The following is a 23,590-nucleotide window of genomic DNA, read 5'->3' as shown; positions in this document are numbered from 1 at the left end:
GGTGTTTTTCACATTACATTTTTTTATTTTTTAATAAAGAAGCTCCAGCAATTTCAGGGTGAGTCATTTCGAATGGATCTAAAATAATATCCAATTCCTCTTCTGTCAGTACACCATGTTCTAAACATAACTCCCTAACAGATTTCCCTGTTTCAATTGCTTCACGTGCAATACGAGATGCTACTTCATAACCAATATGAGGATTAACTGCTGTAATAATTCCAACACTTTTCTCAACATATTGCTTCAGCAATTCTTCATTTGCCGTAATTCCTTCAATACAATATTCACGGAATACACGGAATCCATTATTCATAATACTAATAGATTGAATTAAATTAAATACAAGCACAGGCTCCATTACGTTTAACTCTAATTGTCCTGCTTCTGATGCTAAGCAAATTGTATGATCGTTTCCGATTACTTGGAATGCGACTTGGTTAATCACTTCTGCCATAACTGGATTTACTTTTCCTGGCATAATCGATGAACCTGGCTGACGTGCTGGCAATTGAATTTCAGCTAACCCAACACGTGGACCAGACGCCATAATACGAAGATCGTTTGCAATTTTAGACATGTTCATCATACATACTTTAAGTGCTGCAGATACCTCTGTGTATGCATCTGTATTTTGCGTTGCATCAACTAAATGCTCTGCACCAACAAGTGGGAATCCACTAAACGTTCTTAAATGTTTTACCACTTGTTCAATATACGTAGGATTTGCATTTAATCCTGTACCAACAGCTGTCGCGCCCATATTCACTTCATATAAATGTTGACGAGACTGTTTAATTCTTTTTATATCACGCGCAAGCACTCGGCTATACGCTTCAAATTCTTGTCCAAGGCGAATTGGAACTGCATCTTGTAAATGTGTGCGTCCCATTTTAATAACATGATCAAACTCTTTTGCTTTTTTACGAAAAGCAGAATGAAGTTCTTCCATTGTAATAAGAAGCTTTTCTAACATCATAAGAGTTGCAATATGAATCCCTGTTGGAAACGCATCGTTCGTTGATTGGGCCATGTTCACATGAGTGTTTGGGCTAATTTTCGCATACGCCCCTTTTTCATATCCCATACGTTCTAACGCTCTATTCGCAATTACTTCATTTGTATTCATATTAATAGAAGTTCCGGCTCCACCTTGAATAGGATCCACGATAAATTGATCATGAAACTTTCCATCAACAATTTCTTGCGCTGCTTCTGCAATTTCATGCCCAATGTCTTTAGCTAAGTAACCAGTATCTATATTCGCAAGCGCCGCCGCTTTTTTCACAATTGCCATTGCTGTAATGAGTGATGGATGAATGCGATATCCTGTAATTGGGAAGTTTTCTACGGCACGTAATGTTTGTACACCATAATAAGCTGCACTTGGTACTTCTTTTTCACCTAAAAAATCTTTTTCTATACGTATATCCTTCGTTGCTATCATTTTTATCACCTATACTTTTTCATTCTAAATCCTTATCCAAAAAATCCGCCCTCTAAAAACACGAGTATCATTCAGAAGAATTTTTCAGTATCCACCTTCACTATATAGCACCTTTTTTGAAAGCGCAAACATTTATTTTTCTGTATATCCTTTTTATTAAAGTTTATAGAAAATCATTCTTCTACTTTCCTTATTTCCACTCGTTTAATTTGATGCATATCCTTTTCAAGGACTTTAAAATAAAAACCGTGTTTCTCAATAATATCTCCTTCAGCAACGATTTGTTTTTGTACCATAATCCAGCCACCAATTGTATCTACATCATCAGCAATTAAATGTATGCCAAGCAAATCATTTACTTCACTAATAAGCACTTTTCCCTCTACGATTTTATAACCTTCACTTACATGCTCTATAGGAGGATTCTCATCTTCATCGTATTCATCTCGAATTTCTCCAACAATTTCTTCTAAAATATCTTCTAGTGTAACAATCCCAGCTGTACCACCATATTCATCATACAATACAGCTAATGGAATGTGTTTTCTTTGCATTTGTAATAGTAAATCATGAATTGGAATATTTTCTAGCACTTCAATAACTGGCCTTGTATATGGCATAATCGAGCACTCCTCATCCCGATTACCATCCATATAACGAATAAATAAATCTTTTACATTAACCATCCCAATAATTTCATCTTTATCTTCACCAAATACAGGATATCTCGTGTACTTTTCTTGCGCGATTACTTTAATATGTGTTTCAAATGGTTCATCCTCATATAAGCCTACAACTTCCGTACGAGGTACCATAATTTCTTTTGCTACTCTATTATCAAATTCAAAAATATTATTTACATATTTAAATTCCCTTTGGTTAATCTCTCCGCTCTCATAGCTCTCAGATAAGATTAACCTTAATTCTTCTTCTGAATGAGCTACTTCATGTTCAGAAGCTGGATGTAATCCGAATAAACCAGTTACAACCCTCGCTGAACCATTCAAAGCCCAAATAAACGGATACATAACTCGGTAAAAATAAATAAGTGGTTTCGATAACAATAAGCTAACTTGTTCTGCTTTTTGTATAGCAAATGTCTTTGGAGCAAGTTCCCCAATGACAACATGTAAAAATGTAATTACTGCAAAGGCAATAATAAATGAAACTGTACTGGAAATTGCAGGTGAGAATTTTAATTTTAAAAACAACGGCTCGAGTAAATGTTTAATGGTTGGTTCCCCTAACCACCCAAGCCCTAAAGCAGTAATTGTAATACCTAGCTGACAGGCCGATAAATATTCATCTAAATTTGAAGTTACCTTTTTAGCTGCCAGTGCACCTCGTCTTTTTTCGCTAACGAGTTGATCAATACGACTGCTACGTACCTTAATAATTGCAAATTCAACAGCCACAAAAAATGCTGTTAACCCAATAAGAATGACTACCATCAATAATTTTAAAATATCCACATATGCTCTTTAGCTTTCTTAGCTAAAGTTACACCTCCTTTTAAAAAGAAGTTTCACTTTAGTTTCTTCGATTATTGGAAAGCAACTCTATATAAAATCCACCAATTTTCAAACCTCATACAATTCTAAAGGTAAACCATCAGGATCTTGGAAAAAGACGAATTTCTTCCCCGTTATTTCATCAATACGGATTGGTTCCGTCTCAACACCACATTGGTTTAAATGCTTCACAGCTTCTTCTATATTTGTAACAGCAAATGCTAAATGTCTAAGACCGGCTGCTTCTGGAAAACTTTTGCGCTCAGGCGGATTTGGAAATGAAAATAATTCGATTTGATACTCTTCTCCTACACATAAATCTAATTTATAAGAATCTCGTTCCTTTCTATATACTTCATTTATCTCTTTAAACCCTAATATCCTAGTATAAAAATCCTTTGACGTCTCATAATTCGAACAAATAATTGCAACGTGATGCACTCTACATATATTCATGCTCTCTCTATTCCTTTCTTTACCAAAGATGCATATTCTCCCTTGAAATGAAAAACATATATAGCAGAATATCTCTTTTAGGGGGCTTACCATGAAATTCATTACTTTTTTCGTCGGACTAATTGTTGTTTTCTTGCTCGCTTATATTGCTAGCAATAATAAGAAGCATATTAAATTTAAACCAATTTTTATCATGCTTATTATACAGTTAATTTTAACCTATTTACTATTAAATACAGAAATCGGCCTCATACTTATTAGAATCATTTCCAGTTTGTTTACCAAGCTACTCGAGTATGCTGCTGATGGAATAAATTTCGTATTTGGTGGTCTTGCAAATAAAGGTGAAATGCCATTTTTCCTTACTGTATTATTACCAATCGTCTTTATTTCTGTTTTAATTGGTATATTACAACATTTCAAAATACTACCATTTTTTATTCGTTGGATCGGGTACTTTCTTAGTAAAATAAATGGTCTTGGTAAATTAGAATCTTACAACGCTATCGCCTCTGCCATTGTCGGCCAATCAGAAGTTTTTATTACAGTGAAAAAACAATTAGCTCAAATTCCAAAACACCGTCTTTATACACTTTGTGCCTCTGCTATGTCAACCGTATCTATGTCTATCGTAGGTGCCTATATGACAATGATTGAACCTAAATATGTAGTAACTGCACTCGTTCTCAATTTATTTAGCGGTTTTATTATCGTACTCATCATTAACCCTTACGACGTTAAAGATGACGAAGATATTTTAGAAATCAAAGGTGAAAAACAAAGCTTTTTTGAAATGCTTGGAGAATACATTCTTGATGGTTTTCGTGTAGCCATTGTTGTCGGCGCTATGCTCATCGGATTCGTCGCATTAATTAGTTGTATTAATGACCTGTTCCTCATTATATTCGGTATTACGTTCCAACAATTAATCGGCTATGTATTTGCACCTATCGCATTCCTTATCGGTGTACCCAGTTCTGAAATTGTCGCGGCTGGCAGCATTATGGCAACGAAGCTTGTAACGAATGAATTTGTCGCAATGATGGACCTTAGTAAAATTTCTAATAGCCTTTCTCCCCGTACAGTTGGTATTATTTCTGTTTTCCTTGTATCTTTTGCCAATTTTTCTTCCATTGGTATTATTTCAGGTGCGGTAAAAGGATTAAACGAAGAACAAGGAAACGTTGTTGCGAGGTTTGGCCTTAAATTACTATATGGAGCTACTCTCGTTAGTATTTTATCTGCAATTATCGTAAGCATTATGTTGTAATTAGGTAAAATTTTATCATTTTCTTATCCCTATCTTTTGTATACAATAACGAATAGGTGTCTTATAAATAATCAAGACATCTATTTTTTATACATGTACAATCGCTTTTATTTAGCGTAAAATATTTTTTATGTGTTTGAATACACTTCTAAATGTATACACTTTGATAGTTTTAAAGGAGAAAAAATGATGAAATCCGACACGAACAACAATACGCGAGCCAAAAAAGGACGCTCAAAGAAAAAACGCCTACTTTGGTTCCTTCTTATTCCATTACTAATTGTAGCACTTGGAGCAGGAGGCTACTCCTTCCATATATACAGTAAAGCAAAGTCCGTCTTAAATAATGCTTATGCTGAACTAGGTCGAGGAGATAAGTCCAGTAAACGTGAAAAAGCTGTTAAACCTATGACCGACAATATTTCCGTACTAATTATGGGTGTTGATGAAAGTGATATTAGGGAAAAAGGTTATGGAAAAGCAACTCGAACAGATGCGTTATTACTTGCAACAATTAATAAAAACGATAAATCCGTTAAACTTGTAAGCATTCCACGTGACTCACGCGTCTACATTAAATCACGTGATAAATACGATAAAATCACACATGCGCACGTATTCGGTGGTGTAGACAGCACAATTGATACGGTAGAGAACTTTTTAGATGTTCCAGTTGACTACTATGTAAAATTCAATTTTAAATCCTTTATTAAAATTGTTGATTCTCTTGGTGGTATTACTGTAGACGTTCCAGTTGAGTTCACAGAGCAAAATAGTAAAGATGAAGCAGATGCCATTCATCTAAAAAAAGGACGTCAACATTTAAATGGAGAAGAGGCACTGGCACTAGCTAGAACTCGTCATATCGATAGTGATTATATGCGTGGTCAACGTCAACAGCTTGTATTAGAGGCCATTGCTGAAAAGGCACTATCTCTTAATTCCATTAATAAAATCGGTGGCCTACTAGACGCTGTCGATAAAGATTTAAAAACCAATTTAACTTTTGATGATATGATGACAATTACAAAAAATTCAATGGATTCAAATTTAAAAATGGAAAAAATGCAAGTAGAGGGTACAGATAAATATATAGGTGGTATTTATTATTACGTTCCAAATGAAAAAAGCGTCGATACTATTTCAACTACCCTTCAAAAACATCTCGGTGTTACGAATAAAAATGAACATAAAAAATTATAATAAAAAGGCTGCTAGATCTTTCTAGACAGCCTTTTTATTATATTTTTCAACATATTTTTCATACACATTGTGACAAGAAGTGACAATTATTACAGCGGTGTAACATTTTTTATGAAAACATTACACACACAGTGAAAATAATAGTATACTAGTACGTACATAATGTTATTTTCATCATTTTTATACAAAAAATGTAATACATATATTTATACATAAATTTCTGGGGGGAAATAAATGAAGCTAAGTAAAATACTGATTGGTTCTGCAATTGCTGGGGGCATATTACTTTGTGTAGGCGGTGTTGGGGGATATCAATATGTATCCAAATTAAATAATCAATTAGATACTACTGCATTACCAAATACTACATTTGAAGGTATTTCTCTCGACGGAAAAAATAAGAAGGATATTCAAGCAATTATTAATCAAAAGGTAACTGAGTTAGATCAAAAATCCCTTACCTACATATTCCAAAACGATAAACAAACTTACACATGGAAAGATTTAGGGATAAATTATAAAGAGAAAGATATTATTGACAAAATCTTCAAAGAACAAGAAGGAAACGTAATGAATCGTTATAAAATGCGTAAGCAAGCTGAAAACGGTGAATTAAAACGTGACTATAAATTAACACCACAATTAAATGCAACAGCTTATGAAACCTTTATAAAAGATAAATATAATGAAACATTAAAAAATCCTGTTAACGCAGAATTAAGTATTGAAGGCTCAACAGTAAATATTAGTCAAAGCCAAAACGGAGAAAAAATTGATAAAGGGAAACTAAGCGGTTTAACAAATGAAGCTATTACTACTGGTAAATCAGATGTTACATTACCAGTTACATTCATAAAACCAGAACGTTCTACAGAAGACATACAGAAAATGGGTATTAAAGAAGTCATTGCTGAATATTCTACTCCAATGGCTGGCCGTAACGGAAATCAATCATTTAACGTAAATAAGTCAGCTAATACTTTAAGTGGGGTTATTGTCGCACCTGATGAAACATTTAGTTTTAACGGTCGCGTTGGCGTAACTGATGCTGCACATGGTTATAAATCTGCAGCAGTATATTCCCAAGGTAAAGTAATACAAAGTGCAGGCGGAGGAGTTTGCCAAGTCAGTAGTACATTATACAGTGCAGCTTTAAGGGCAGATTTAGGCATTGTTTCTCGAAGCAATCATTCTATGCCAGTAAATTATTTACCACTTGGGCAAGATGCAGCAGTAGCAGATTATGGTCCAGATTTAAAATTTAAAAATAATACAGGCAATCATATTTATATTCAAGCATTTTCAAATGGAGGTAGTATTACTACACGCATTTTCGGTACAAATACTGGTAAAAATGTTGAAGTTTCTTCTCAAGTAATTAGTAGAACTAGTGATAAAATCACCGCGGTTACGTATAAAAAAGTAACACAAAACGGGGAAGTAATATCAAATGGACAAATTTCAAAAAGCGTATATAAAAGCGCTCCAAAAGAATAGATAATACCAACCGAATAGCATAAAGAAAAAGGCGTGATTAAATCACGCCTTTTTCTTTTGCAGTAATAGTAAAAAAGTTTCAAGATGGTCTTTCGTTTCTTCTAAAGACCACATACGATTTCCTTGCTTCGCAGCTAATACACACGCCTCTTCCCACGCGTTCTTTTTCTTCATATTTATTAATTCATCACGTAATTTCAAAACAATTTCTTCGTCTTCTTGTTCAATAAACTCTTCCATCACGCTTACTATTTCATCCTCATGAATACTTAACGTACAGTACGATTTAAGAAAGTATTGTAATGTCGTATACATAATGTACTCCCCCTTCTTATTTATCAGATGGATAAGAAGTAATAATCTTAAACCCTAATTCTCCTGACTTATCTCTTGCTAAAACAGTAACAGTTTTTACTAACTTGTCTTTTACACTCATATTTTTCTTTATTACCGTTTTTCCAACAGGAAATGAATGAGTTGTATTTAATACGAGACGAGCCTCTTTAGAATTTTTTAACCAATCTTGAATTTCCTTGTCATGTTGCTTCAAGCTATCTTTTACAGCTTTCGTCGCTGTTTCTTTATCATAGTATGTACTTGCGGCTGACACTTTATCTGTCTTCAAGCGATTCTTCAAATCCTCTTCTGACTTGCCTACATGTCTTTCAATCGTATGACCATTTTTAGGTGGTCCTTCCATTTCATCTAAAATATTATCACTAATTTTTTCTACCGATGTAGCTTGATTCCCTGTCTGTTTCTCTGTTTTTTGTTCTTTTCCTGCACATCCGCTTAAGATCAGCATTAATACCAATAAACTACTGAAGAAAAGACTACTTATTCGTTTCATCATATCACCTCTTCCATGATTATTATCGCAACTTCACTAAAAGTCAATTTCACAACGAAAAAATCTATCAGTTTTCATTTTTTTTATCTATTTTTCCATATTTACCCCAGCAATTTCATCAACCCTCTATTTTTCGCCTTTTATAATATATACCCCCTATATTTTTCGATTATTTCCCAGATGAAATCACCGATAACATAACTATAAAACTCTTTTATACAAAGGTTTTTATAGTATTTTTAAAAACATTTTAAAATACCCCTATTTTCATATACCCAATACCCATATAAGGTATAAAATACCCTTCTTATCAACGTTTTTCTACATTATGTAAATTTCTCCTTGCCTATACAAACGAAATGTGGTGTAATGCAAAAAAAGATAAAGGATTTTAAACAATGGCTGAAACGATTCAAAATTTCTTAACAGAATACTATTCAATCGCAATTCCACTTAGTATCTTAATTAACATCATCATTAGTCTTTTAGGTTTTATCCCTAGTATTTTTTTAACCGCCATTAATATACAGCTCTTTGGCGTAACAAATGGTACTGTTATTTCGATCGTAGGCGAAGCATTAGGGGCTATTATCTCGTTTTATATTTACCGCATGGGCCTTCAAAAGTTCACTCACGATAAAGTAAATAAATACCCAAAGGTAGAGCGTCTTCTTTATGTAGAAGGTAGAGAGGCCTTTCTACTCGTTCTATCATTTCGCTTGATACCTTTCATCCCATCAAGTATCGTGACTTTATTTGCGGCTCTAGGTAAGATGTCATTACTCTCCTTCAGTATTGCCAGCACAATAGGGAAAATACCGGCATTGTTAATCGAAGTATATTCTGCCTATCATGTCATGAACGGAACAAATGAAGCAAAGTGGATTGTAACAATCGCAGGCGCTATTGGATTGTTTTATTTGTGGAAAAAATGGAGAAAAAAAAATAAAGAAGGAGCATAGGCTCCTTCTTTATTTTTGAGGTATTTTATTAATAGCTATCCTTTTTAATCCTTAGTTAATACCAACAGCACTAAATGATTGCTTAACTGCTGCTACTTCAGCAGAATTTGCACCATATAAGTCTGCAGCAGCTTGTACTGCACCAGCACGAGCTTGACTAAATGTAGTAGATTGCGTGAAATACTGTGTATTTGCACGGTAGTAAATCGCACCTAATTTATCTTTACCGATACCAGTTACAGTTACACCATAATGCGTACCACCATTTGCTAATAAATAAGCTTGTTTATTAATAATGCCGCTGTTTGTATGAACACCACCGTTATCACTTGAACCAGTGTAACGCTTAGAATAATGGTCTGGATCACCATACTTCGTAGGATCACTCATAGAGCGAAGTGCGTCTCCTGCTTTACCAGGTGTGTAAATATCTTCACCAATCTCCCAATCCGGGTTACGGTTATCATAGAATTCTACTAAAGTACCAAAGATATCAGAAATCGCTTCATTTAAAGCCCCAGATTCATTTTGATAAATTAGATTTGAACTATTTTCCGTAACAGCATGCGTTAACTCGTGACCAATTACATCAATTCCACCAGATAATGAAGTAAACGTTACACCATCACCATCTCCGTATACCATCTGTGATCCGTTCCAGAATGCATTGTTATAATTACTTCCGTAATGAACTGTCGATTTTAACGGTGCTCCTGCATCATTAATAGAATTTCTATTAAACGTAGCTTTATAGTAATCATATGTTTTACCTGCATAGTAATGAGCATCTACTGCTGCTGCATCATACGCTGCATTGAAAACATTATCTGCATCTGCCCATAATGTTCCTGGTAATGTTGAACGGTTTTTCGCATCATATGTGAAAATCGTTGCCCCGCGTGTATTATCTTGTAAGTAGTAAGATGATCCAGATAACGTTGTATTAAGCGACTTCGTATCTCCTAATACACCTTTACCAGTTCCTACTTTATTCGTTCCTGTTACAGGCTTTACAACAGCTTTCGCATCCTGTTTAGGAGCCTCTTGCTTAACTGGTGACTTATCATCATTCGTCACATGATCAATTGTATTAAACTTATTTAATACTTTACCGCTGTCTGCCTCAATGAAATAGTAGTAGTTTCCTGGGCTTGGATCTAAGAAGTTTAGATTTACAACATATGCATATGTTGTTTCCTCACCGTTTTGATATACATATAAGTCCGCTTTTGGTTCTACTTCATATTTCGGTGTTACCCCTAAATCTTGCTGCGCGATTTCAATTGCTTTTGCGCCTTCAATCTTATTTTTATTTTTCAACTTTTCCTTTTTGTCTAAATCAGGTGCAACTGTTCCAGACAATACTTTTAAAGAACCGTCTTTACTTACGTGAGCCACTTGAGTAGAACCCCATACAGGCACTCCTTCGTAAACTTGTTGCATACGTACTACTGTTGAATCAGTTACAGCATCTTTCTTCACTTGTTTCACTTTGAAAGAATCTTGCGCACTCTTTTCCCCTAGCTTGTAATCACCTTTTGCTGCATTTAAGTAATCAAACACAACAGATTCCGCTTTCTTACCAGTCGCTCCAGTTAGATCACCAGAAATAAACTCAGGTGACTGTACTGTCTCATTGTACTTCTTCGTAGAGAGTACATTTTTAGAATCCGCAAATGCAGAGCCTGTCCCTCCAAATGTTGTAACTGCCATTCCTGTCGCTAACACTAACGCTAAACTTTTCTTTTTCATGAACCTTCCCCCTAATAAAAAATTTTTTTGAAAAAGAGTAGTTTTATATTAGCATTATGTTTCCACTATTAATATACTAAAAATTCAAATAATTATTTTCTCAAGTTTTGTAGAATTTTGAGGAACAAATATTGAAAAACCCCTTTCCGATTGGAAAGGGGTTTTTGTTAAGAATTTATTAATTCTACTACTTTTTCGCCTTGACCATAAATATCCGATGTCCAAGCATATTGCGGTTCCAATACCACTAATACAGCTACCAAAGCCAAAGCACCAATAATTATTTTTTTCATATTATTTTCCTCCCTTTTCTTCTAATAAATTAATTGCTAATTTATAGTAGTTATTACTTTCCTTAAATTCTAGTAATTCCTCGTGATATCCTGCTAGTTCTAAATACACCATTTTTAATTCCTTTTTATTTTCTTCGCCTCTAAAAAATGGGATTGCCTCAACTTCTAAAAATCTTTTATAAACATCTTTCGTTTCAAAGTATTTATTCTTAAGCATTGAAAGTATATATAGCATACTTTTATACTTTTCATCCCTCTTGGCAACATCTATTCCTTTATTAATCCAATCTTTCGCTTCTTCAAATTCTTTTAATTCAATACACTGCAAAGCGATCTCATACACTGCATCAATATAATTTAAATCCTCTTCCTTTTTGTACTTTAGGCATTGTAAATAATAATCTTTTGCTTTTGCATAATCTTTTAAGTTATAGTACAAGAAGCCTAAATTATTTAAAGCAATAGCTATTATACTTTCTTTATCAGCAAAAGAATTTGCTTCCCTCAAAATATTATTATAAATAGATAGTGCCTCATTATATTGCTTTTTTTGTATATAACTCAACGCAATAAGTAACTGGCAATTTATCACATAACGGAATTTATATTCATTCTTAAATCCTTCCATTGCTACATTAGCAAAATGTAAAGTCATATGTTCAACTTCTAATTCATTATAAACAAGAGCCAAATTGAAATATATTCCATTCTCATGATAACCTTGTTCCTTTGCCATTACTTCTGTTCGAGTCAAATACTCCAATGCCTTCTTATATCTATGTTGTAAAAAATAATATAACCCTTTGCTATACGTATATAATAATTTTTGGAATGGTGAATACTTTTTGTACATCTTCTTTAAGCTCTCTAACGCTTTTTCGACAGCAGGAAAATCCCTTTTCATAATTAAATAACGTGTATACAGCAGTTTATAATAATTTATAATTTCAAAATCCAACACATGCTTCATTTCACCTTGCAACTCTTCATATATACGTTCTACTTGTTGCTTGTCTAAATGAACTAGTGCATTTAACCATTCATCCAACTTCCCCTTCACATCTTCTTCTACATCTCTCAAATCCGTCACAGCAATTTCTAGTCTTGCGCAGAGCAATTGTAGAATTTCTTCTGATGCTTCGATCTTTCCATTTTCGATCTTACTTAAGTATGAGACAGAACAAATGCCCTGACATAATTCTTCTTGTGTCATTTTTTGCTGGAGCCGTTTATAAAAGACTTGTTTGCCTATTTTTTCTAATGTTTGTTGCATTGTCCTCCTCCATTCTCATTACCCCCATTACTCTAATAATACATAAAATCTGGAGAAATATAAATTGATAAATATAAATTTTCTAAAAAATATGCATAATTTCATTTTTTTCTCTCTTGACTTCACATCAATATCTCTTCTTTGCTACGAATGGTGAAAAATTGGTATACTATAACCAAATTATGGAGGTGTTCTCGCGATGACTCATTATAAAGACGATAGTTATGCCTTACATACAGACCTATATCAAATCAACATGGCTTATACATATTGGAAAGATGGTATTCATAATCGCCGTTCTGTTTTTGATTTATATTTTCGAAAGCTTCCATTTGAGAACGGCTACGCTGTTTTTGCTGGCCTTGAGAAAATTGTAGAGTACATAGAAAATTTCAGTTTTACTGAAAGCGATATCGCTTATTTAGCAGAATTACAATTTGAAGAAGAATTCCTTCATTATTTACAAAATATGAAATTCACTGGGACGATTCGCAGTATGCAAGAAGGTGAAGTTGTATTTAATAACGAGCCTTTATTACGTGTTGATGCACCACTTGGTGAAGCACAAATTATTGAGACTGCCCTCTTAAATATTGTGAATTACCAAACATTAATTGCCACAAAAGCAGCACGTATGAAACATGCTGCAAGTAATGATGAGCTTTTAGAGTTCGGCACAAGACGTGCCCATGAGTTCGATGCTGCCCTTTGGGGGACGCGTGCTGCCTTTATTGGTGGTTTCTCCTCTACAAGCAACGTTCGTGCTGGGAAACGCTTTGGGATTCCTGTAGCTGGCACACACGCTCACTCTTTCGTTCAAGCATATCGCGATGAATACGTCGCGTTTAAAAAATACGCTGAAACTCATAAAAAGTGCGTCTTTCTCGTTGATACATATGACACATTGAAATCTGGTGTTCCAAATGCGATTCGTGTTGCAAAAGAATTTGGGGATCGTATTGATTTCTATGGCATACGTCTTGATAGTGGTGATATGGCTTATTTATCGAAAAAGGCACGAAAACTATTAGATGAAGCAGGGTTTACAAATACAAAAATTATCGCTTCTAGCGATTTAGATGAATACACAATTATGCACCTTAAATCTCAAGGAGCAAAAATTGACGTATGGGGCGTTGGGACAAAATTAATTACGTCCTTTGAGCAACCTGCATTGGGGGCTGTTTACAAACTAGTTGCGATTGAAGATACTGACGGAAAATTAAATGATACGATTAAAATTTCATCTAACCCTGAAAAAATTACCACTCCAGGACTGAAACGAATTTATCGTATTATCAATCGGGTAAACGATCATGCAGAAGGCGATTATATTGCGTTAGATTCTGAAGAACCTGGAAAAGAAGAGCGCTTAAAAATGTTCCATCCAGTTCACACATATATAAGTAAATTCGTAACAAACTTTGAAGCCCGTGAACTGCATAAAGATATTTTCGTTAACGGTGAAAGAACATATGAACTACCAAGTATATTAGATATTCAAAAATATAATGAACAGAGTCTCTCTCTATTTTGGGAAGAATATATGCGAACTTTAAATCCTGAAGAATACCCTGTCGATTTAAGCCAAGAGTGTTGGGATCATAAAATGAATTACATTCAAACTGTTCGAGAACAAGTTGAAAAAAACATACAAAAGTAACCAGAGAAGTTTCTCCTTCTCTGGTTTTTTCAATACTATATGGATATTTGTAAAAAATATATTAAAATAATACGACGAATGTTTTTAATTTGTAAATTTTAATATAATACTATTTAAAAGTAAAATAATATTTGATATTATTTTATTGAATCAATTTCAACAAAATCACTAATAAAAAAGGGGACGCAGGTTGCGTCCTCTTTTTTATAAATCTTTCACTCGTAATACACGCATTGCATTTAACACTGCAAGTAGTGTTACACCAACATCTGAGAAAACAGCCTCCCACATTGTTGCAATACCAAAGGCACCAAGTAATAAAACGATCCCTTTTACACCTAGAGCAAAGATGATATTTTGCCACACTATACTTCTTGTGCGTTTTGCAATTTTTACAGCTGTCGCAATTTTTGAAGGCTCATCAGTCATAATAACGATGTCTGCCGCTTCAATTGCTGCATCTGACCCTAAACCACCCATCGCAATACCAACGTCTGCACGGGCTAATACTGGTGTATCGTTAATACCGTCACCAACGAAGGCAATTTTTTCTTTTCCGTGCTTCGCTGCATCAATTTTTTCAATCTCTTCTACTTTTTGTTGCGGTAGTAATTCCGCATGAACTTCATCTAAGCCTAATTCTTTACCGACAGCTTCACCAACTGGTTTTGCATCACCAGTTAACATTACTGTCTTTTTAATACCTAGTTCTTTTAATTTTTGAATCGCTTGTTTCGAATCCTCTTTTACCTCATCAGAGATAACAATATAACCTGCATATCTTCCATCTACAGCAACATGAACTAATGTACCTACTGTTTCTGGTTGCTTAAATTCAATATTTTCTTTTCTCATTAATTTTGCATTACCTGCAAAAATTTCTTTTCCTTGTACTTTTACAACTGTACCGTGACCAGAAATTTCGTTATAATCATCGATTATTTTTTCATCAATTGATTTTCCATATGCCTTTCGAATAGATTGGGCAATTGGATGGTTAGAATATACTTCAGCAAATGCCGCATACTCTAATAACTCTTCACTTGTAGTACCTTCGCTCGGTTCCATTTTTGTAACTTTGAAAACACCTTTTGTTAATGTTCCTGTTTTGTCAAAAACAATATATTTTACATCATTTAAAGCTTCTAAATAGTTACTACCTTTTACTAACACACCACTTTTAGATGCACCACCAATACCTCCAAAGAATCCAAGAGGAATGGATACAACTAACGCACATGGACAAGAGATTACTAAGAACACTAAAGCTCTATAAATCCACTCAGAGAATGTAGCTCCTTCTAAAATAAGTGGTGGAATAAACGCCATGATCGCCGCTGTAATAACTACAACTGGAGTGTAGTAACGTGCAAACTTCGTAATAAAGTTTTCCGTTGGTGCTTTTTTACTGCTTGCATTTTGAACTAAATCTAAAATTTTCGATACAGTGGATTCACCGAATTCTTTTGTAACTTCAATTGTCAACACACCGTTTTGGTTCACAAAGCCACTTAATACATCATTTCCAACTTCAACTTCACGTGGTACAGATTCACCTGTTAATGCTGAAGTATCTACCATTGATGTTCCTTCAATTACTTTTCCGTCTAACGGCACTTTCTCACCTGGCTTAACGATAATATAATCGCCAATTTGTACATCTTCTGGTGATACTTGTTTCGTTTCATTTCCAACCTTTACATTCGCATAATCAGGACGAATATCCATTAATGAAGTAATTGATTTTCGAGAGCGGTTTACCGCAATGCTTTGGAATAGTTCTCCTACTTGATAAAATAGCATTACTGCTACAGCTTCTGAGTATTGTTGAATTGCAAAAGCTCCTACAGTTGCAATTGCCATTAAGAAGTTTTCATCAAATACTTGGCCACGAGTTATGTTTCTTACCGCTCTCCAAACGATATCTCCACCTATTAATAAATAAGCAAGGACGAATAACGGAATTGTTACCATTTGTGGTAAGCCCGCTAATGCAGCAATTGCTGTCAAAATTCCGCCGACCACTAATCTCCCTACCATCTTTTTCACATTTGCTTCACCATGATCGTGACTATGTCCGTGGTCATGACCGTTCTTCTCTTCACGAACAACTTTCACATCTGGTTCTAACTTTTGAACGACATTTGTTATATTTGCTACAGTCGCTTCTAGTTCTCTTTTATTCGCAATTTCTACTCGTAGTTTCTTCGATACGAAATCAACAGTTGCTTCTGAGACAGCTGGCATTTCCTTCACTTTATTTTCAATTTTCATTGCACAGTTCGCGCAATCTAAACCTTCTAATATAAGTACTTCTTTAGCAATTTTATTTTTTTGTTCTTCTTGCACTTTAATATGCGGTTCTAATTTTGTAACAAGTTGTTTTGCTTCCGTAACAACTTCGTTTTCTTTATTTTGCGCTGTTTCTAAGATCATTGTCTTTGTTGCGAAGTTTACAGAGCAAGAATTTACTCCTTCTATATTCCCAACACCTTTTTCAATTTTCATTGCACAGTTCGCACAATCTAAACCTTCTAACATCAGTTTCTTTTTCACTAATGCTTCAGCCATCGTTCTCCCTCCTCGCGTTCTTTTTATTCTTCTTCGTTTACGTGTTCAAACGCTTGCTCGAAGATATGAATTACGTGCTGGTCAGCTAACGAATAATAAACAACCTTTCCTTCTTTACGATTCTTCACAAGTTTCGCTTGCTTTAACACACGAAGCTGATGCGAAATAGATGATTGTGTCATTCCTAATAAATAAGCTAAATCACAAACGCACATTTCAGCTTCAAATAGCGCATGTAATATTCTCGTACGTGTACGGTCACCTAACACTTTAAATAGTTCTGCTACTTTACTTAAACTTTCATCAGTTGGAATTGTTTGTTTTACTTGCTCTACAACTTCTTCATGAATTATCGTTTGAGAACATGTCTCTTGTGGTGTTTCTACTTTATTTCCAGCCATTATAGCTCACCTCTTTAATTGAACATATGAACAATCATTCATATATCTTATACTCTTATTATATGAGCGCCTACTCATATGTGTCAATGAAATCTGATTTTTTTTTATGAACTTTCCGTTCACATTTTAATAAGTCATATACATATTTTTCGCACCCTCTATATTCTCATACAAAAAAGGATGTACAATTCGCACACCCTTTTTTACTTACTTTTCATTTTCACCGCATCCACAATTAAAGAAACAAATCCTAACTGATTATCCCGATTTCTATGGTCAAAGCGCTTCGATCGATAAATAAATCCATCTTTCTCATTCCAATCATTATAGTGAAACTTACCATTCTCATCACAGTATTCTAAGAGCCTCACTTGAAAACCTGCTGATTCAAACATGGACGTGATTGTTTTATAGTTATGAACAATTTTATGGCTTGCTGCAGGATGATCTAATGGACCAGGTCCACCTACTTGTACCCCTTGCTGATATTCTTCATCTGGAAAAAATGCATCTGGTACTGCACAACGAATATATCCATTCTCCATTAAAAACTCATAACAAATTTTTGCAGCTTCAATTCCTTCTTCATATGATAAATGCTCCCATACATGTTCTGCCAAAATTACTGATAAAGAATTAGGTTGAAATTTATCAAGCCAAGTTTCTCTCCGTAATAAATTTAATTCTTCTTCATTCGTATGTAACCAACCAGAGTTATTATTATAACCCTCTGCTCCAACAACAACTTTTGTTTCTTCCATTTTGCTCCCACCCTTTTTTCATATTCCGACATAAAAATTCAACAAAGTAATATATATTCCCTTTATTTCAACAAAAGAAAAAGCCTTGCGCGCTCCCTAGACGCACAAGGCTTACTATACTTATATCCCTTTTAATTAAGCTTTTAATTAGCTTGTTCTAAATTATCCTGCGAACTTCCATCGTCTTTTAAATGACTATGTTTTTTCGAATAAACAAAGTATACAACTACTCCGATTGCTAACCAAGCACCGAAGTACATCCATGTTTTTAATGGTAGGTTTACCATTAAGAATAGACAACATGCAATTGAAATAATCGGCAAGATCGGTACAAGTGGTACCATAAATCCACGTTGTAATTTTGGATGTGTTTTACGAAGAATAATAACTGACACACCAACCATCGCAAATGTTAACAACGCTCCAATATTCGCTAAATTCGACAATTCTTTCAAATCGATAAATCCAGCAATTAAAGCACTACCAATTCCTGTTAACCAAACTGTAAATGTTGGTGCTTCTGTCTTTTTATTAATTTTCGCGAAAGATTCTGGCAATAAACCGTCACGGCTCATAGCGAAGAATACACGTGTCGTTGCATAAATGTAAGCAAAAATTACTGCCATAATACCAATTACAGCTCCAATTGCGATTATACCAGCTACTTTATCTTGTCCTACAACTTCTAACACATACGCCATCGCTTCCGGTACATCTAGCTCTTTATATGAAACCATACCCGTCATAACGAGACAAACTACAACATAAATGATTGTACAAATGACTAACGAAGCGATAATACCAATCGGTAGATCACGTTGCGGATTTTTTACTTCTTCAGCAGAAGTTGCTAATGCATCAAATCCTAAGAAAGCAAAGAATACTGCTGCTCCCCCCGCGAAAACTCCACTTAAACCGTACGGTGCAAATGGTATCCAGTTTTCTGGTTTCACGTAGAATACACCAACTGCAATGAATAAAACAACGATACCAATTTTAATTAATACCATTATGTTATTCACTCGTTTACTTTCTTTCGTACCTCTTGATAATAACCAAGTTATAACTAATGTAACGATAACTGCTGGTAAATTCACTATACCACCTTGAGACGGAATCGTTAGCAGTGCTTTTGGAATTTCAAGTCCTAATCCACTCACTAAGTTATGGAAGTAACCAGTCCATCCGCCAGCTACTGCGGCAGTCGTTACAACATATACGGATAGTAATGTCCATCCCATTAAATGAGCTACAAACTCACCAATTGTTGCATATGAGTATGTGTACACACTACCTGAAACAGGAAGTGTAGAAGCAACCTCTGCGTAACATAATGCTGCAAATCCACAAACGATGGCTGCAATCATGAATGAAAAAATAACTGCTGGACCAGCATCTCTTGCTGCTACTAATCCAGTTAATACTAGAACTCCTGTACCAATTATCGCACCAATCCCTAGCATTGTTAGGTCAAATGCCCCTAGCGTTTTCGTCAAAGTTTTACTTTTACTTTCCCCTAACAATTGCGTAACGGATTTCTTTTTAAATAGGTTGGCCACGATGTATGCCCCCTTTTGCCAAGAAGAGCTAAGAGATCTTCACTCTTAGCTCTTATCATGTTGTTTTATATATTGTTCGATTTTGTTTTGTATAATGCTTCTATTAGCAAGATACTGTTTCTGCTTCTAATAATTCTTTAGCACCTTTGTACTCTACACCGTGAGCTTCTGCAACTGCTTCGAATGTTACATAGCCATCTAATGTGTTAATACCTTTTAGTAATGCAGAGTTGCCTAGGCAAGCTTCTTTGTAGCCTTTGTTAGCAATTTGTACTGCATATGGTACTGTTACGTTTGTTAATGCAAGAGTTGATGTACGTGGAACCGCACCTGGCATGTTTGCAACTGCATAATGAACAACGCCGTGTTTTTCGTAAGTTGGGTTATCATGAGTTGTAATACGGTCAGTTGTTTCGAAAATACCACCTTGGTCAATCGCGATATCTACAACAACAGAACCTGGTTCCATTGATTTAATCATTTCTTCTGTTACAAGTTTTGGAGCTTTTGCACCTGGGATTAATACTGCACCGATTACAAGATCAGACTCTTTAACAGCTTCTGCAATATTGTAAGGATTAGACATTAAAGTTTTTACTTGGTTTCCGAAAATGTCATCTAATTGACGAAGACGTTCTGCACTTAAGTCGATGATTGTTACATCCGCACCTAGTCCAACTGCAATTTTAGCAGCATTTGTACCAGCTTGTCCACCACCGATGATTGTTACTTTACCACGTTTAACCCCTGGAACACCTGCAAGTAAGATACCTTTACCGCCTTTGTTTTTCTCAAGGAATTGTGCACCAATTTGTGCAGCCATACGACCAGCTACTTCACTCATAGGCGCAAGTAATGGTAATGAACGGTTTTCTAATTGTACTGTTTCATATGCGATAGAAACAACTTTTTTCTCGATTAAAGCTTTTGTTAATTCTGGCTCTGGAGCTAAGTGTAAGTATGTGAACAAGATTAAGCCTTCACTGAAGTGTTTGTATTCGCTTTCAATTGGTTCCTTAACTTTCATAACCATTTCCATATTCCAAGCTTCTTCAGCTGTATCAACAATTTTTGCTCCCGCTTCAACATACTGAGCATCTGTGAAACCAGACCCTAAACCTGCACCCTTTTGAATGAATACTTCGTGATTGTTACGAATTAAATGTACAACACCTGCTGGTGTCATTGCCACACGGTTTTCGTTGTTTTTAATTTCTGCTGGTACCCCAATACGCATAATGAAATGCCCCCTTATAATTAACAGAAAAAAGAGATTCTTTTTTCTTTTTGTAATAATTAATAACTTATGTCCTTATTCTAGCATAACTTAAAAGTTATGAAAACGCTAACATATCATTTTCCTAAAGTTTTTATATTTAGAATAGTGTAAATATATAAAACATTGATTCTATTAGGGGTTTCGTTTCATTCCATTATCTTTCACTCTATTTTTATTATACTGCTTCAAAATAAACAGCAATCATTTATTATTTGACAATAATGTAACAATGTAAGAAACCTAAGCGATAACGTATACATATACAGTTATTACTTTACTCAATACTTTAGAGATATATTCTTTTCACAAAAAAAACAGCTGCGAGCATTTAGCTAGCAGCTGGGTAACTTATAAATAACTTAGAAAATAAATCATCTGTCGTTTCAGTAATTTTATCAAACAGATCACTTTCTTCCGCTTCTTGCTCTTTTAACATCTTAATTGTTTCACGTGCATCTTCAGGGTAATCGGTTATAATACCATCTACGTTTAACTTATAATATGCCTTTAAATTTTCCATATCATTTACTGTCCATACGTAAATTGGTTTGTTTAACTTCCTTGCTTCTTTTACTAATTTCTTATTTAACATATATTCTTCTGCTACGTAAAAGTCAGCCTTCACATTCTTTAAGTTAGCTCTACTTGCATACAGTATATACCCTACTTTTATATCTGGATTTGCACGCTTAAACTCTTTAATAAGTGGATAGTGTAACGTTTGAATTACACATTGCTTCTCAAATTCATTATCTTTAATCGTTTTTAAGACTTTGTTTACAAAATCTTTTTCGCCCCCATGAAGCTTCACTTCTATATTAAGTTTGATTTTGCCATTTGCTAGCTTAATGATTTCATCAAGTGTACTTATTTGTCCTGAAAGTCCATCTTGACTAAGGGTAAGCTGCCTTAACTCCGCCATCGTTAAATCTGACACATGCACATTGGCATTTGCGAGACGTTTCAGCTTCAAATCATGTATAACCGCTAGTTCACCGTCTTTCGTTTGTAATACATCTATTTCAGCGTAGTCTGCTTTTGCATCAATAGCACCTTGCACAGCTTCTTTCGTATTTTCTACGCCTTTTGATATATACCCGCGGTGCGCCATAATAATCGGTTCTTTATACGAATTTGAAATAAACGTTACAATGAAGGCAACGACCATTCCCGCAGTAATAATTCCTACAATGTATACGCCAATGAATTTCCAACGATGTTTTTGGAAGAAACATTTATCTGCTTTCGTTTTCGAATAATCTAATCCTTCTTCTAATAAAACATCCTCAACTGGAACCTTTTGTAAGTATAATCGCGTAATCGCCATAATATAAAATGGCGTCACGATAAAGCTGAATAAATACAATGTACTCGTTAAAAATACAGAAATCGTTGATTCAGCTAATAATGCAAATGTTCCTTTCGGGTTTGTAAATTCATAAACACCCCATAGGCACAATAAATACATTCCCAAAAACACGACATATACAATTCCAATTGAGATAAAAAATCCTACTAAAAAGAATAGTACTTTAAAAAAGCTTTCCTTTACTAAAGTTGCACTTTTACGTGCTGCCACGCGAAATGGTTTTTGCTCTAAAACAACAATAGGTAGAACGAAAATCCATCGAAGATTCAAATACGCGACTACAGCAAAGAACGTGTAATAACCAACTTGTCCCATCGTTGTCTTAAACAGTTCTCCTGTAATAAAGTTAGGAATTTGAATTTGCGGGATTAATGCCGTTTCATATCCCATATTTAAAAGAGGCAACAATACGACAGCATATAAAATAAATCCTGGTAAGCAATATGTGAAAAGAGTAGGTAAATACGTTACCGTTTTATATAAAATCGGACGTAATTTCACCTTCTGTCTTTTATGAGCGAAATACGAAATAATAATAAGCACCGCAAATTCTGTAAAGATAAGAAACAGTGCTAACAATGATAAAATTACGATTGCTAAGATGCCATAAGGCGTCTTTAAAAACGCTAATAATTCATCATTTGTCGCATTTGCATAACCACCAAAATACAATAACTTATTAAAAATAATTCCAAATAGTGGAACGAACACAATCGCTGCTAATAATTTATAAGCAAGTTGAAAAGTTAATACATTCCAAAAAGCAAATTTAACTGTTTGAAAGGAATGTCTCATTACTCCTGGTATAGATAGTTTTTTACGGTGTTGCATATATTCCTCCAAATTCTAAAACGGTATTTGAGATGGATTCCATATTTCCAGTCCTAATCCATCTTTTTAATAATAATATATTCCGCTTAACATGAACACTCTTATACATATAATGAAAAAAGTGATGGCTACTTCCCATCACTTTTTCATTTATTCTATTTTTTCTCTAGCCCTTGTCCAAATGCTTTCAAGAAGCTAAAACCGAATGTAATAGCTCTATTGATATCTGGATCTTTTAATACTTTAAAGAAATCCATCACTTTTGTTTTTTTACCACTATTTAATTCATCTGTTGCAAATTGCAATCCTGTAACTAAACTTGACGTAATTTGCTTCGTTATTTCTGGGTCAACTGAAGATAACGCTTCTCCTGCCCCCATCATATTGTTGAGTGCATTTTTAACTGGTTCACGATTTAGTTGCTCCACAGCGATTTTTGAAACATCTTCCTTCGCAGCAAGTAAACTAATTGCCGCATCTAATATACCAGCCTTCTGCAACTGTGCTAAAAGCTGCATTGTTTCTTCTACTGCTTCACGATTATTAGATAGCTCATTTAGAAGTTCATCTGCTACTTGCTGTTTCTGTTCTTCCTCTGTTACAACTTTCTTTTTAATTACAGTAATTTCTTTCGCCACTATC

The 23,590-nt window shown here is 34.6% G+C and carries 20 protein-coding genes; 5 read left to right on the top strand and 15 right to left on the bottom strand.

The genetic code is table 11. The features are described 5' to 3' along the window. Positions 1–13 precede the first annotated feature (13 nt). From aspA to gloA2, 3 genes are all read right to left on the bottom strand, one after another. Positions 14–1,447: an aspartate ammonia-lyase gene (aspA, locus tag DN399_RS03155; protein WP_000562131.1), complete on the bottom strand. Its 1,434-nt coding sequence runs from the start codon at positions 1,445–1,447 to the stop codon at positions 14–16. A gap of 173 nt (positions 1,448–1,620) precedes the next feature. After that, positions 1,621–2,919, bottom strand: coding sequence for a hemolysin family protein (locus DN399_RS03150; protein ID WP_000353314.1), 1,299 nt, complete (start codon positions 2,917–2,919; stop codon positions 1,621–1,623). Between the two features lie 108 nt (positions 2,920–3,027). Beyond that, positions 3,028–3,414 (bottom strand): SMU1112c/YaeR family gloxylase I-like metalloprotein, encoded by a 387-nt coding sequence (gene gloA2, locus DN399_RS03145; RefSeq protein WP_001017675.1) that lies wholly within the window; start codon positions 3,412–3,414, stop codon positions 3,028–3,030. Between the two features lie 91 nt (positions 3,415–3,505). Here gloA2 and DN399_RS03140 point away from each other — a divergent pair, with 91 nt between their 5' ends. The 3 genes from DN399_RS03140 (at position 3,506) to DN399_RS03130 (ending at position 7,384) form a co-directional block, all read left to right on the top strand. Beyond that, entirely contained in the window at positions 3,506–4,684 is a 1,179-nt protein-coding gene (locus DN399_RS03140) for a NupC/NupG family nucleoside CNT transporter (protein ID WP_006925013.1), read from the top strand. A gap of 186 nt (positions 4,685–4,870) precedes the next feature. Then, positions 4,871–5,887, top strand: coding sequence for an LCP family protein (locus DN399_RS03135; RefSeq protein ID WP_002163841.1), 1,017 nt, complete (start codon positions 4,871–4,873; stop codon positions 5,885–5,887). Positions 5,888–6,121: 234 nt separating this feature from the next. Next, positions 6,122–7,384, top strand: a complete 1,263-nt coding sequence (locus tag DN399_RS03130; protein ID WP_000777355.1) for a VanW family protein — start codon at positions 6,122–6,124, stop codon at positions 7,382–7,384. Between the two features lie 42 nt (positions 7,385–7,426). Here the strand turns inward: DN399_RS03130 and DN399_RS03125 are convergent, their stop codons facing one another. Together DN399_RS03125 and DN399_RS03120 are read right to left on the bottom strand one after the other, a co-directional pair. Further along, positions 7,427–7,699 (bottom strand): hypothetical protein, encoded by a 273-nt coding sequence (locus tag DN399_RS03125; RefSeq protein WP_000288803.1) that lies wholly within the window; start codon positions 7,697–7,699, stop codon positions 7,427–7,429. Positions 7,700–7,715: 16 nt separating this feature from the next. Further along, a complete protein-coding gene (locus DN399_RS03120; RefSeq protein WP_000822700.1) occupies positions 7,716–8,234 on the bottom strand; it encodes an RNase A-like domain-containing lipoprotein in 519 nt (172 codons plus the stop codon). Between the two features lie 398 nt (positions 8,235–8,632). Here DN399_RS03120 and DN399_RS03115 point away from each other — a divergent pair, with 398 nt between their 5' ends. Beyond that, complete coding sequence (locus tag DN399_RS03115) at positions 8,633–9,196, top strand: TVP38/TMEM64 family protein (protein WP_000852225.1); 564 nt, start codon at positions 8,633–8,635, stop codon at positions 9,194–9,196. A gap of 51 nt (positions 9,197–9,247) precedes the next feature. Here DN399_RS03115 and DN399_RS03110 read toward each other — a convergent pair whose 3' ends face one another. The 3 genes from DN399_RS03110 to DN399_RS03100 form a co-directional block, all read right to left on the bottom strand. Beyond that, on the bottom strand, positions 9,248–10,948 hold the full coding sequence (locus tag DN399_RS03110) for a M4 family metallopeptidase (RefSeq protein WP_088362175.1): 1,701 nt from the start codon (positions 10,946–10,948) through the stop codon (positions 9,248–9,250). A 167-nt stretch (positions 10,949–11,115) separates the two neighbouring features. After that, entirely contained in the window at positions 11,116–11,241 is a 126-nt protein-coding gene (locus tag DN399_RS03105; protein WP_000720172.1) for an NprX family peptide pheromone, read from the bottom strand. A 1-nt stretch (position 11,242) separates the two neighbouring features. Then, positions 11,243–12,514 carry a helix-turn-helix domain-containing protein gene (locus DN399_RS03100; RefSeq protein ID WP_149149318.1) on the bottom strand — a complete coding sequence of 424 codons (1,272 nt, stop codon included), beginning with the start codon at positions 12,512–12,514 and terminating at the stop codon, positions 11,243–11,245. 199 nt (positions 12,515–12,713) lie between these two features. Here DN399_RS03100 and DN399_RS03095 point away from each other — a divergent pair, with 199 nt between their 5' ends. Further along, the gene (locus tag DN399_RS03095; RefSeq protein WP_000150184.1) at positions 12,714–14,177 is read left to right on the top strand and encodes a nicotinate phosphoribosyltransferase; all 1,464 of its coding nucleotides are present in this window, start codon (positions 12,714–12,716) and stop codon (positions 14,175–14,177) included. 204 nt (positions 14,178–14,381) lie between these two features. Here DN399_RS03095 and DN399_RS03090 read toward each other — a convergent pair whose 3' ends face one another. From DN399_RS03090 to DN399_RS03060, 7 genes are all read right to left on the bottom strand, one after another. Beyond that, entirely contained in the window at positions 14,382–16,748 is a 2,367-nt protein-coding gene (locus DN399_RS03090; RefSeq protein WP_069604560.1) for a heavy metal translocating P-type ATPase, read from the bottom strand. Between the two features lie 23 nt (positions 16,749–16,771). After that, positions 16,772–17,149, bottom strand: coding sequence for an ArsR/SmtB family transcription factor (locus tag DN399_RS03085; RefSeq protein ID WP_000918378.1), 378 nt, complete (start codon positions 17,147–17,149; stop codon positions 16,772–16,774). A 203-nt stretch (positions 17,150–17,352) separates the two neighbouring features. Further along, the gene (locus DN399_RS03080) at positions 17,353–17,910 is read right to left on the bottom strand and encodes a class I SAM-dependent methyltransferase (protein ID WP_016121823.1); all 558 of its coding nucleotides are present in this window, start codon (positions 17,908–17,910) and stop codon (positions 17,353–17,355) included. Between the two features lie 143 nt (positions 17,911–18,053). After that, on the bottom strand, positions 18,054–19,469 hold the full coding sequence (locus tag DN399_RS03075) for an amino acid permease (protein WP_001284887.1): 1,416 nt from the start codon (positions 19,467–19,469) through the stop codon (positions 18,054–18,056). 103 nt (positions 19,470–19,572) lie between these two features. Beyond that, positions 19,573–20,706 (bottom strand): alanine dehydrogenase, encoded by a 1,134-nt coding sequence (gene ald, locus DN399_RS03070; protein WP_001219742.1) that lies wholly within the window; start codon positions 20,704–20,706, stop codon positions 19,573–19,575. A gap of 370 nt (positions 20,707–21,076) precedes the next feature. Then, positions 21,077–22,948 (bottom strand): glycerophosphodiester phosphodiesterase, encoded by a 1,872-nt coding sequence (locus tag DN399_RS03065; protein ID WP_001164717.1) that lies wholly within the window; start codon positions 22,946–22,948, stop codon positions 21,077–21,079. A gap of 155 nt (positions 22,949–23,103) precedes the next feature. Continuing rightward, the gene (locus DN399_RS03060) at positions 23,104–23,586 is read right to left on the bottom strand and encodes a helical membrane plugin domain-containing protein (RefSeq protein WP_001040540.1); all 483 of its coding nucleotides are present in this window, start codon (positions 23,584–23,586) and stop codon (positions 23,104–23,106) included. Between the last annotated feature and the right edge of the window lie 4 nt (positions 23,587–23,590).

The organism is Bacillus sp. AR4-2 (assembly GCF_008274865.1).
Lineage (GTDB): Bacteria > Bacillota > Bacilli > Bacillales > Bacillaceae_G > Bacillus_A > Bacillus_A cereus.
This window is presented reverse-complemented; position numbering and strand designations above follow the sequence as displayed.